This is a genomic window from Mycoplasma sp. HU2014 (genome assembly GCF_001199495.1).
GTDB lineage: Bacteria > Bacillota_I > Bacilli_A > Mycoplasmatales > Mycoplasmataceae > Mycoplasma.
In genome coordinates, this window is sequence record NZ_LFYS01000033.1 from 16097 (window position 1) to 29650 (window position 13554).

9 protein-coding genes are annotated in these 13554 nt (G+C 24.5%); 1 reads left to right on the plus strand and 8 read right to left on the minus strand.

Annotated features, from left to right (window positions below; all coding sequences use genetic code 4):
• Positions 1-14: 14 nt before the first annotated feature.
• The 7 genes from rplT to AB668_RS01880 form a co-directional block, all read right to left on the minus strand.
• The gene (gene rplT / locus AB668_RS01850; RefSeq protein WP_050517375.1) at positions 15-374 is read right to left on the minus strand and encodes a 50S ribosomal protein L20; all 360 of its coding nucleotides are present in this window, start codon (positions 372-374) and stop codon (positions 15-17) included.
• A gap of 20 nt (positions 375-394) precedes the next feature.
• Positions 395-589 (minus strand): 50S ribosomal protein L35, encoded by a 195-nt coding sequence (gene rpmI / locus AB668_RS01855; RefSeq protein ID WP_004426338.1) that lies wholly within the window; start codon positions 587-589, stop codon positions 395-397.
• Between the two features lie 22 nt (positions 590-611).
• On the minus strand, positions 612-1157 hold the full coding sequence (gene infC, locus AB668_RS01860; RefSeq protein WP_004426337.1) for a translation initiation factor IF-3: 546 nt from the start codon (positions 1155-1157) through the stop codon (positions 612-614).
• Between the two features lie 221 nt (positions 1158-1378).
• Positions 1379-1846, minus strand: coding sequence for a PTS sugar transporter subunit IIA (locus tag AB668_RS01865; RefSeq protein ID WP_050517376.1), 468 nt, complete (start codon positions 1844-1846; stop codon positions 1379-1381).
• A 70-nt stretch (positions 1847-1916) separates the two neighbouring features.
• Positions 1917-3641 carry a phosphoenolpyruvate--protein phosphotransferase gene (gene ptsP / locus AB668_RS01870; protein WP_050517377.1) on the minus strand — a complete coding sequence of 575 codons (1725 nt, stop codon included), beginning with the start codon at positions 3639-3641 and terminating at the stop codon, positions 1917-1919.
• 64 nt (positions 3642-3705) lie between these two features.
• The gene (gene coaD, locus AB668_RS01875; RefSeq protein ID WP_050517378.1) at positions 3706-4128 is read right to left on the minus strand and encodes a pantetheine-phosphate adenylyltransferase; all 423 of its coding nucleotides are present in this window, start codon (positions 4126-4128) and stop codon (positions 3706-3708) included.
• 97 nt (positions 4129-4225) lie between these two features.
• Positions 4226-7360 carry an STREFT protein gene (locus AB668_RS01880; protein ID WP_050517379.1) on the minus strand — a complete coding sequence of 1045 codons (3135 nt, stop codon included), beginning with the start codon at positions 7358-7360 and terminating at the stop codon, positions 4226-4228.
• A 153-nt stretch (positions 7361-7513) separates the two neighbouring features.
• Here AB668_RS01880 and AB668_RS01885 point away from each other — a divergent pair, with 153 nt between their 5' ends.
• Positions 7514-12931: an ABC transporter permease gene (locus AB668_RS01885; RefSeq protein WP_050517380.1), complete on the plus strand. Its 5418-nt coding sequence runs from the start codon at positions 7514-7516 to the stop codon at positions 12929-12931.
• Between the two features lie 169 nt (positions 12932-13100).
• Here the strand turns inward: AB668_RS01885 and AB668_RS01890 are convergent.
• Positions 13101-13554, minus strand: a 454-nt coding sequence (locus AB668_RS01890; protein ID WP_152908027.1) for a transposase, incomplete at its 5' end; no start/stop codon positions are given.

Below are 13554 nucleotides of genomic sequence, written 5' to 3' on the forward strand. Positions count from 1 at the left end.
CGATTTTTTAATAACTATTTGTTTAATGCTTTTTTAGCAACTTCAACTAATCCTTTGAATTCTTCAGCGTTGTTAATAGCTAATTCAGATAACATTTTTCTGTTAACTTCAATGTTTGCTAATTTTAATCCGTGCATAAATGTTGAATATGATAACCCTTCTGGTCTAACAGCTGCATTAATACGAACGATTCATAATGATCTGAAATTACGTTTTCTTTCTTTACGTCCTATGAATGCATAAGCCATAGAACGAACTACTTGTTCATGTGCTTTTTTGTATGAAGATTTTTTAGTTCCGTAGTAACCTTTAGCACGTTTAATTCAACGTTTTCTTCTTGCTCTAGTTACTTTTCCAAATTTAACTCTTGCCATATTCCTGTTATCCTCCTATATTATCCTTGTAATAAACCTTTTAAGTTTTTCATATCTGATTTGCTTACTACTGTCATTTTTTCTAAGTGACGTTTTTGCTTAGTAGTTTTACCTGTTGCACGGTGTGATCTATAAGCTTTACCTCTTTTTAAAGAACCGTTTGGTTTTTCAATAACACGTTTAGCTAAAGATTTTTTTGTTTTCATTTTTGCCATAATGTTTTTCTCCTTGTCTTAACTAATTTTTCTTAGGCACGATATACATATCTAAAAATCTAGAATTTAATTTAGCTTCTTTTTCAATTTTAGCTACATCACTAACTAAATCAAAGAATCTATCTAATGTTTGTTGTCCTAAATCAACATATGCAATTTCTCTACCTTTAAATTTTAAAGAAACTTTAACACGGTTTCCTTCTACTAAAAATTCTTTAGCCTTTCTTGCTTTAGTTTCTAAATCATGTTGACCAATATTAACTGTTAATCTGATTTCTTTATTTTCTGTTTTAGCTTGATGTTTTTTAGCTTCTTTTAATTTCTTTTGTTGTTCATATTTGAACTTACCATAATTTACTATTCTAGCAATAGCAACTCCATCAGGTTGAACACCAACTTGATATAAATCTAAGTTTTTTGAACTAGCTAAAGCTAAAGCTTCTTTTCTAGACATAACACCTAGTTTTTCTTTGTTTTCATCAATAACTAAAATTTGACTAGCTCTAATGAATTCGTTTATTGGTTCTTGATTTTTCATAGGTCTTGAATTTCTTTGTCTGTTATCCATGTATTTCTCCTTAAAATAAAAAATGTGCCATTAAAGAATTAGAAAGCACACTTATTGCATATAACCATCATAAAAAAGTTATTACCATTTTGCCTAATTGCTAATGGTGAGCGAGTGCTTCTTCTTTAAACAAGATAATTGTATATCATTTATTAATAAATATAAAGTATAAATTAGAAATTTTTTCGCAAAATAAAAGATATGCTTTGCATATCTAATAATTATTTTAAAATAGCTACAACTTCACCTTGTTTTACTTTACCGAATTTAACAATTTCAATTGATTTTTCCATAGGATTTGTAAAAACAATTGGTGTTGTAATTGAAGGAACTTTTTTAGCAATCTTTTTAAGATCAACTGTTACTAGTTTTTCATTTGCTTTAATCATTTGATCTTGTTCAACAACTGAATCAAATCCCGCTCCGTTTAAACTAACAGTATCTAATCCAATATGAATTAGAATTTCAACTCCTTGTTTAGTTTGAATTCCATATGCGTGTTTTGTAGGAAAAACTGTTACTAATTTACCTGAAATTGGAGCAAAAAAATCTTTTGAACTTGGAATGATAGCAAATCCATCACCCATCATTTTTTCTCTAAAAACATCATCTTCAACTTTATCTAATCTAACAATTTCACCATCACAAGGTGCTAATATTTCAATATTTTTCTTTTTAAATGGTCACATATTAATCCCTCTTTTTATCTACTATTTTAATTTTAACATTTAATTATTTTACTTAAGTTTATAGGTATTTCTATTTTAAATTATTTAAAAACTCATCAACTAATTCTAAAACTTGTTTTTCATTTTCACATTCTAAAGCTTTATTTGATAATTCAACAGCTGAATTCATATCAATTTTACTCATAAGTGATCTTGCTCTTAAAACTGAAGTAGCACTCATTGAAAATGCATCTAATCCTAATCCTAATAGAATTGGTAATGCTTGAACATCTCCTGCCATTTCACCACACATACCAACTCATTTATTATTTTTATGAGCTCCATCAATTGTCATTTTAATTAATTTTAAAATAGATGGGTTAGTTGGTTGGTATAGATAAGATACGTTTTGATTCATTCTATCACTTGCCATTGTATATTGAATTAAATCATTAGTTCCAATCGAGAAGAAATCAGCATATTTACTAAATTGATCAGCATTAATTGCAGCTGCTGGAATTTCTACCATCATTCCGATTTGAACATCTTTATCATATTTAATATTTTCGTTATCTAATTCTTTTTTACAATCTTCAACAAATTGTTTAGCTGATCTAAACTCATCAATTGTTGCAATCATAGGAAACATAATTCCAAGTTTACCAAATGCTGAAGCTCTCAATAACGCACGAATTTGATCTTTAAAAATATCTTTTCTATCTAATGTAAATCTAATTGCTCTATAACCTAAAAACGGATTCATTTCTTCAGGGAAGTTAAAGTATGATAATTTTTTATCTCCTCCAATATCTAGTGTTCTAATGATAACTAGTTTTTGATCCATATCAACTAAAACTTTTTTATAAGCTTCAAATTGTTTTTCTTCAGTTGGGAAATGATCGTTATCCATGTATAAAAACTCACTACGGAATAACCCAATTCCTTCAGCTCCTGATGCTAAAACACCTTCAACATCATTAGGTGAACCAATATTTGCTTCAATTAATTTTTCAATACCATCTTTTGTAACAGAAGTTTTATCTTTAAATGTTTTTAATTCAGCTTGTAGTTTTTTGTATTCAATTGCTTTTTGTTGGTATTTTTCAATATCAGTTTGATTTAATTCTAATTCAACAATTCCACTTGCACCATCTAAAGCAATCATTTCTCCATCTTTAGCTTGACTAGTTATTGTTTTTAATCCTAAAACAGCTGGAATTTCTAAACTTCTAGCCATAATAGCAGCATGACTTGTTCGTCCACCTATGTTGGTTGCAAATCCTTTTACAAAATTTTTATCCAACTGAGCAGTTTGACTTGGAGTTAAATCTTCAGCAATAATAATAACTTCTTGATTAATTGTTGAAAGATCAATAATTTTAATATTTAAAATGTGTTTAATAATTCTTGATGCAACATCTTTAATATCACTACTACGTTCTTTAAAATAAGCATCATCCATCATGCTAAACATTTCAAAATATTTATTAGTAACTTCTTTTGTTGCAAAATCAGCATTAACTTTTTCTGAACTAATTAAAGAAATAATTTCTTCTTCAATCATTGGATCATTTGCGATATCTTTATGTGCATCAAAAATCGTAGCTTTTTCTTCTCCTAATTTTTCAAGTGTGATTTTTCTTAGATTTTCTAGATCACTAACTGATTTTGAAACTGCATCTTCAAATTTTGAAATTTCAGCTTCTACATCACTAATTTCTAATTTATTAACTATAATTTCTTCTTCATTAATTATAAGAGCTTTAGCTACTGCTATACCTTCACTTGCACCGATTGCTTTAAGTTGTTTACTCATGATCAATCCCCTTATTCTAATAATTTAATATCAATTTTAATTTTTTAAAAAATAATAACAATGATTAATTTTTATAAAATTTTATTTCTTTAATTACACTAGATGATAGTTGTCTTTTATCTAAATCACTTATAAAATAAACTACTTCTATATTTGGATCTAAACTTTTAAATCCATCATAATAGTTTAATTCATAATCAAAATCTTGTTGACTTCTTAAGCCTCTAACAATATATTTAGCATTTAATTTTTTAGATATATCAGTTGTTAATTGATCTTGATTTGCTATAACTGAAATATTTTTAAAATCTTTAGTTAGATTAGTTATGATCTCAATTCTTTTTTCAAAACTTAATAAACTAGATTTATTAATATTTTTACTAACTACTATATATAACTTGTCAAATAAATAACTTGCTTTTTTTGCTATATTTAAATGACCATCATGAAAAGGATCAAAACTTCCAGGATAAATAGCAATTTTCATAACAACCTCTTTTGTTTACATAATTTAATTATAGTTAATTAATAAAGTTTTTTTTAAATAAACTTATAAAAAAACAGTAACATAATTGTTACTGTAATTAAATTATTAAATTTTGATAGTTTAAAGCTATAACCCTTGTAATTTGTCAGTATGAATTACTATTTTGTTCTTTTTCAAGTGTAACTTCAAATTCCTGACCAATAATATTATTAAAATTAGATTTTGAAAACTTAGTTCTTATTAATTTGTATTTAATTTTATTTTTTGATGAACTAATGTGTTGAGTTGTTCAAGCTTCTTTTTGATAATATTGACCAGCAATTTCTCATTCTTTTTGGTTAAGTTCTTTTTGTTTATTATTTAAAACAAAACTTAAAGCTTCAAATAATGAAGTAACTGATTTTTTATTATTTACACTTATATTATAAAATTCATCACTAATATTTAATCCACCTAATAAAATACATAAACTATATGATATAGACTGATTTATAAATCCTGATTGACCTATTCCTATTAAATATCTTAAAGGAGATACTGATTTATCAATTGTAATTTCATCAGTTAATTCTTTATCATCTAATGTAAATTTAATTTTATCTCATAAGAAGTAAGAATAAACAGATTTAGTTGATCTATTATTTGAATCATGAGAATCTAATGAATCAATAATGGTTTTAATAATATTTTTATTTTCAACTTTTTCAGCATTTCGAACTGATGAAGTTGCAGTCACTTTAATGTATAAAGATTTTAAAATATGTCCTATTGCTGAAACATCAATTCCAACAGATTCTTTAGGATGTTTATCTAAATATTGTTGAACAGATAATCCAATTCTATCTAAAAAAACATCTAAAGTTTCATCATTAATTCCATCTATACCAAGTGCTTTTAATTTAGATAAAGGAACGTTTATATTTTTTAATGATGGGATGTTTCTATAAAATGCAGTATTTGAAATTAATGATTCTCCAGAAATTTCTATAGCATTCTTAACATCAGCTAAAAAATTAATAACAGCAGGTTGATCTTTACCTTTTTGTTTTACTGGTTTATTGTTTGTTATTGCTTTAACAATAGGAACTAGTGGATTTGTATTATCATTAATATCTGGAACAATAAAATCAGCTCATTTTTTAGTAAACTCACTTGCAAAATTTCCGTTAGCATCATATAAAGTTTTAATTAAATCATATTTAGGAGCTTTTATATCTGATTGTTTTTTAAAATAATTCGTAGCTTTTTCTAAATATGCAGGAAATCATTTTGTTTTATCTATTCCTGAACTTTGGCTGTCTACAAATTCACTAGGTGAATTTGTAAATTTATATTCAGCTAATTTATTTAATATTGTTCTTAAAGGGTCTAAAACTTTATTGATATCTTTAACTACACTTGCTAAACTTGAAACAATATCTCTATTAGGAAGATTAATTACATCATATATTGATCATGCTTGAATAGCTTGAAGAGGAGCAAGTCCTAAATATAATACTAACCCACTTTTACTTTTATTATTATCAATATATCTTATATCTAATATCTCACTAAATAATTTTGAAATATTACTTATATTTATAAAAGCATCTTTAAAACTAAAACTAGATTCTTTGTCTCTATAAAAAATATGTTTTATAAAATTCAATAATGTTGCACTAATATTAGAAGAAGCTGAAAATAAATTTTTTAAAGCATTTATAACTGTATTAATAATACCTTTATCACCAAAAATATGAACATGGCCAGTTACATAGTTAATACCAAAAATTCCACTTCCTGATCAAATTTCTATGTTTAATTTATTACCATCAAAATAAGCTTTTTTATGTCCTGCACTAACTTTTTCAAATAATTTATTAATTTGATCGGATATTATTTCTTTAACTTCATCTTGACGTTGTTGAACAAATTTTTCAATTACTGGAACAAAATATTCTAATATACCAGATAAATTATGTAATAATCCTTGAGCTGAATTGATTAGATCAAAAAATAAATTAGAAGTTCCTAAATTATTTGGTTTATTTTTTGAATCAAAATAAACTTTAGATTTATCTACTCTTTTAAACATAAAATCTAAAAAACGGTTAGCATATTTTTCTTCTTGCATAACTTTAGCTAAACCTTTTATTAAAACTAGCAAATCTAATTTATCATCAGCTAATATTTTAAATGATTCAACTCTTTTTTCTAACAATTCACTTATACTTAAATTTTCATTAACTACATAATACATTGAAAAGTATAGTTCACTTTTTATATATCTTAATAATTCAGGTAGTATTTTAATTAACATTTCACGGTTAAAAACATTTTTAAAACTATTAAAAATGTTTTTTATTTTATCTATAAATCCAACATCTTTTTTACTAAATTCAGTTTTAATAACTTCATAAACTGTTTTTAAAATAAAAGATGATAAATCATTTGCTAAATTATCAGTATTATGATTTAAATGTTTTTGACCTGTAATAGCAGTTGAAAGACTATTTAACTCTTTATTAAATAATTGTCTAACATTTAAGTTTTTATAAAAACTAGGATTTAACTTATGGTTATTAATTAAAAATTCACCTATACTTTTAAGTGTTTTTTCATTGTTAAGTATAAAATCTACTACTTTTTTTACAATATCATTATTTCTTATACTACTAATAACAGCATCTGTTTTTAAAAGATTTTTTTGGATAAGATCAATTCCTAATCCTAAAGTTTGAGATGAAATACTTGCTAAAGTGTTTTGAACAATAGATAATTGATTAATTAAAGGTTCAATGCTATCTGGAGTTACTGATTTATTTGATTTGTTAGTTATATCTTTAACTTTATTATTATCATTTTTATCTATATATTGAATTGGTTTATTAAAAAGATTGCTACTTTTACCAAAATAACTTTCTAAAACATCTCCAATTTTAGCATCACTAACTGAACTATCATTATCTGGTTTTCATATAAAATTAGATCCTAATTCATCGATTACTTTTTTATTTGCTAAACGTTGATCAACATAACTAGAATTAATTCCTTCTTCATCATTTAAAATTTTACCTTTAACAGCATAAGAACTTAATTTGATATAATTTTGAATATTATTAATGAATTTATGTTTTTTATTATCTACATAACTAGAAGTGAAACCTAAAAAAGCACTTATAACAACTAAAAACATTAAAATAGGTACATATCATTTTTTATAATCTTTTAATGATTTTCATAATTTAGCCATTAAATTAAACCTACTCTCCTTTTAGTTTTATAAGATAAACAATTAAATTTAAACATAATAATTATTAGATTTATCTTTTCAATACTAATATTATATAATATAAGCATGTAAATTGTACATTAGTATAAAAATACTATTTTTAAAGGTGGTTGTATGAAAAATTTATTTTTAATGATTAAACAAGGAATGAAGTGGATCTATAATTTAAAGTTACAATTAATTATTATTATGTTTTTAACTTTTATAGCTTCAACTATTTTAACTATTTCATTTACAACTAATCAAAGACTAGAAAAAGAATACAACACAGTAGTTAATACCAAAAAAACACCTAAATTTGATTCAACTTATAATATTACAGTTGGAAGTAAAGCTAAACCTGAAAAAAATAGCACATTATTCTTACCGATATTTGATTTTATTAAAAAAGATTGAACTGGTATGAAAGAATCGAATAACTATAATTTAGTTTTTAATAATATTTATGGTTATGAGACTTTAATAACTAAAACTATTGAATCAAATGAATTTAAAACAGCTTGAACCTCTTATTTAGATATGTTTGATATTAAAAACAATCATAAAGATGGTGATACAAAAGTAGCAGAAAATCAAGAAAAATTCGATTTTGCTATTGATGATGCTTTTTTTAATACAATGATTAATCTTCTAAGTAGTAATCATAACAGTATCAAAAATACTGTTATTTACAAATACACACAAAAAAATAAAGATTGATATAAAGAATATTTAATAGATAATGGTAAAAGTAATTGATCAAAATTTATAAATAATAAAAATTTTGAAAATTTAAGAAATAATAAAAATCAAAATTTAAAAATTTATAATTACTCATATTATGCTTTTGAATCAATTAGTCAATATCTTTTTAAAAACGTTAGATTTTTTATAAATCGAGAATCAGAATTATTAAATAAGATAAGAGATCTTAAAGACCGATTAAAAACTGCTAAGTTATTTTATGAATTTTTCTTTGGTAAACAATGAGATCAAAATACTAAGATCGAAGAAAAATACATAACTAATAAACAAAATAAATACACACTACAATTTGATAAAAATCCTGTTTCAGAATTTGAAAATATAATTACTCTTAATAAAGATAAAAATCAACAACCAACTAAAAATGATGGATTTTTTAAACTTATTATTTCAAAAGGCTTTAGAGGAGTTTTAAGACCACTTTATATTAAAGGTTCATCTGATGAAATTGAAAAAGTAGAATGATGAAATCAAACAAATGAATTAGAAGGCAAATTATCTGATCTTAATAATTATGTTCAAAATGTAGATAAAATATCTGCTTTTAAAACTAATGGACTTGTTAACTTTTTAGCAGTTAATGCTGATGAGTTTGCAAACATTGGATCTAAGGCTGTTAATTTTTATAGTAATTTAGAAAAAAACGATGATGATTTTTTAGTTCCTGTTCCTAGAAATTACACAATAACTTCTGCATTTTTAACTCATAACTTATTAGCAGCAAATGCTAATGGCTATGGTTTATATATAAGACCAGAAATTATTTTTACTGATCACGTTACTAAAAAAACTTATAGAATTGTTGATATAACAAATACTGACTTTACTAATTATGAAATGTTAACAGGAGAAAAATCATCAAGTCCAAGTGAAATAACTGTAAGTAAACAATTTGCAAAAGCAAACAAAATTAAGATTGGTGGAAACATTTCACTAGGTCAACAATCCTCATTATTAATTACAGGATATTCAACTGATACTTATTCATTCTTTCCAACTTCAGATCCTAAAGTACCATTACCAAAATCAAAATCTGGTGGAATAGTTTATGCAAAAAGATCAACTATTAGTAATATATTAGGTAAACAAGATAAAGCAGATAACAATGATAATACTTCAATGTTTAACTTCTTTTTATATAAACAAAAAGATGCTTCAAATTTAAATCAAGTATATTTAGATCAATTTGCTGATTCATCAAAAATATATAACAATATTGTTGAACATTCTAATCCAGCACAAACTTTCTATTCTCAATTTAGTTTTAAAGATTCATTTTACTCATTAAACTGAACTTTATACGAAAGAGTTAGTTATTATTATAATTTAACAACATTACTATCAGCTATTGTTATTGCTCTTGTTACAAGTTTAGCGGTGTTTTATGGAGTTTATAAATCTATAAAAAATAATGCAAAACAAATTGGTATTTTAAAAGCTAATGGTATGTATGCTCAAGTTATTGCACTTTCATACTTATCATATTCAATAATTTTAACTGTAACAGTTATACCTCTTGGTTGAATGCTTGGAACAGTTTTACAAGTTCCTTTTGTAGGAATTTTACAAGATTATTTTGGATTAAAATCTAATATTATTGCTTATAATAGTTCATCAATTCTATTAACTATATTAATATTTGGTTTAATACTTGGAGTGTTCTCTTATTTAATAGCTTTATTAAATATTAAAAAACCTGTATTAAATATTATTAATAGAACTGACAGATGAAGCAAACCTATTATTACTAATTGACTTAGTGAACATGTATTTAAAAAAGTAAGCTTTACTAGAATAATAACTTTTAAAATTGCTGAAGCAGGTAAAAAACCATTAATGTTATTAACTGGATTGTTATTTGTTGCAACATTATTTATTTCAGTTGCTGTTGCTCTACCAAGTGTAGCATTAAATGCTAAAGATAAATATTTTAAAAATATTAAATATAATAACGAATATAACCTAACTGATAGTTTAACAAATGCTCCTTTAGGAAAAGATTCTATTAATATGTGATATGGTCATGAAAGTTTATCAAAATTTTCAAAAGCAACTAATTTAAATGGTAGAAGTATTGAATATTATGAAAATCCAAATGATTATTTAAGAAATATTTCAAATAACTCAGCTTTACCAGCTCTTATTTATAATGTAGATTCATCTAAAGGAGAAATTATTAATCCTTTAAAACTTTATGTAAATCAATATGCAAAAACTGGAAATGCAGATTTACCTGATAAATTATTAGGTTGATTAAGTTATCAATTTACAATTGCAAATGGTCGTGCGTTATCAATTGGAACAATTGAACAATTATATAGTTACTTTTTAAATGATATTGATTTAGAAAATAGATTTAATAGCGATGATGATAGAATTACAGAAGTAAATGAAGCAGCAACACCTTTAACTACTGTTGCAGGTCAAGCTATTAGTCAACTATTTAAAATAAAAGATGCTAAAATTGATGATTGAAGACAGACCATGTTAGATTTCTTATTAGCTTATACTCCATCACTTGTTAAATCATATCTAACAAGTGAATCTAGAAAAGAACAATTAAGTTTTGGTTTTCAAACTCAAAGTATTGTTCCTAAAAAAGATCAACTAGCTACAATGTTCACACCTTTATCTAACAATTCAAAAGCTTCATATAGTGTTTTAGGATTAGATAAAGCTGAAGATTCTTTAAATATTAGAAAAAAAGATAAAGAAAAAGTATTTTTAACAACTAAAGATTCTAAAGAAATAAATAAAGTCTTTAACCAAGCTAAAGGTTCAGTTAATAAAGATATTTATTTAAATAGTGTAAATAGTAGAATAAAAATTTATGATCATATAACTAATACAGTTATTGTTCCAACAATTATAAATAAACCACTAGCATCTATTATCGATTCAAATTCAGATAAAGTGTTAGAAAATATTTCTGCAAATAATAATCAACTAACATTTAAAGATAAAAATGGAAACTTTAATAATTTACCTCGTCAAGCATGAATTTATGATGACACTGATTATGTAAATACAAATTATGTAAAAAGCTCATCATTTAATAAACCAATGCAAAATACAGACGATAGTCAAACTATCAATAATTATGAAGTTGTAGGTTCATCAGATAACTTAAAATATTATTTAAATCCTTATAATTTAGATACAAATAAATTTACTCAAAAACAAGTTATAGATCTTTGATCAGATAAAAATGAACATAAAAATTTAGAATTAGCAAATAGTGAATCAAATAATGAGAACAAACCTGAAAACAAAGAAGAAAAAGATCCAAATCTTTTAAATCAAATTGAATCTTCTCATGATGGAATTGTTAAAGACTCACCATTATTTGGAGACTTTGTTATAAAAAATGATGGTTCTATTGAGCGTTCATTTATAAGACCATATTATCAAATGAGAAATTTATTATTATTCATTCCTAAACATGACTCAGTAAGTTGACAAGAATATGCAGCTTATGCAAGTAAATGAAATAAATATAATGATGTAACTACTGTTGATAAAAATTATTTAGAAGATTTAAAATTAACTGATGATAAAGTTAGAAATATAAAACAACCTTCAGTAAGTGTAATATCAAAAGATATGGTTCCTAAATCAGTTAAAGATGCTTGAAATTCTGCATTAGATACTACTGATGATTACAATGGTGACTATATTGCAATTAGACCATATGATTTTTCATTAAATCAAAAAAGAGATGATAATGAAAAAGCGTTTGAGTATTTTGTTTTTGATACAGATGGAAAAATATTAGGTGTCAAAAAACAAGTATCTAATAAATTAATAGATAACTTAGTACTAGATGGAGTTCCTCATTTCTATAGAAGAGCACTAGGTCAAAGACATAATGTTGCTCCGATATTAAAAAATCAAAATAGACAAGTTACATACGTTAATAAAGATTTAAAAATTAAATTTAAAAAAGTTGCTAACTTAGAGCTATATGGAAAAGCAATGGCTATAGTTGATTCAGATCTAGCCAACTTAATTTATGGTTATGATACTTCAAGATCAACAAACTATAACTATCAACCATTTGATACTTCAAGAGTTGAATCTACTGGTAAATACTTTAAAAAATATAAAACAACTAAATGAAATAAAATTTCAACAAATGAGGCTTGAAAAGATAGTTTTATAGGTTCAGAAGATGCTTATAGTTATTCTCCTCATTACTACTTTAATACTTTGTATTCTAATGTTAAAGAGCCGCTTGGAATTTCAAGTTCTATATCAATTGTTGCTGATAAAAAAATTGGTAATACTATATTAGATATAACTGAATTTAGTGATTATAAAGCTTCTGTTACAGATCTTAAGTTTATAGCTGAAATAAAACAATTATTAGATCAATTAGCAAAAACAGCTGTTTATGTAGCTATTATTATAATTCTATCTGTAGCATTATCTGCCGCATTATTGATTATGCTAGTTGTCGATATTTATGTATCTGAGTATAAATCATTTATGATAATGCTTAAGTCTATGGGATATACTAATGCTCAAATCATTGACTTTACAGTTAGAATATCTATTTTTGCAAGTTTAATAGTAATTATACTTACTGTTATAATGGTATTTGGAATAGTAAGCATTATAAATTCAATACTATATGTCAGAGGATTTGTTCTTCCGATTGGATATAGTTGAATAGCACCGCTTATATCAATACTTATGATTTTCTCATCATTCTTCAGTTCATTATGATTGTCAACTAGAAAGATACGTAAAACAGATGTAAGTGTAGCTATTCATGCAAATGATTAATATTATAAAAAGATTTGAGTAATCAGATCTTTTTTTTATTATCTTAAATCATTTTTTAAGTTTACTTCTTAGATGTAGTTATTCAATTTAAATACACACTCCGTAAGCTTTTTTCCTACGTTTCCCACTTTAAGCATAAAAATAACAGTTTAAACTTATAAACCTAAATTTATAAGTCAACTGTTATTTTTTTTAAAACTTCTAAAAGAGTGTGATAAGTATCTCAACTTTCTTTTAACCCATCATTAAACACTTGTATTGTTTCTGTTTTTTGTTTGTTTACAAATATCTCAATTTCTTTGACATCTTTAATAACGTTAATCATTTTATGTTCAGTAATTCTATTTTTACCTTGTAATCCTAATCTAGAATTCAAAAGGTAAACTACATAATTTAAAAACACTAAAGATACAAAACATAAACAAATATATCCAACAATATGATTTCATGTTGATAAATACATTGGACGAAGTGACAACTTACCTTTTAACGTTTTAAAATTAGATTCAATTTGTCACTGTTTTGAATGTAAATTTACAATATCAACTACAGATAAATCAGTTCTATTTGTTTCATAAACATAATATCCATCGTATTTTTCATCTTCATTTATTTTTGCTACA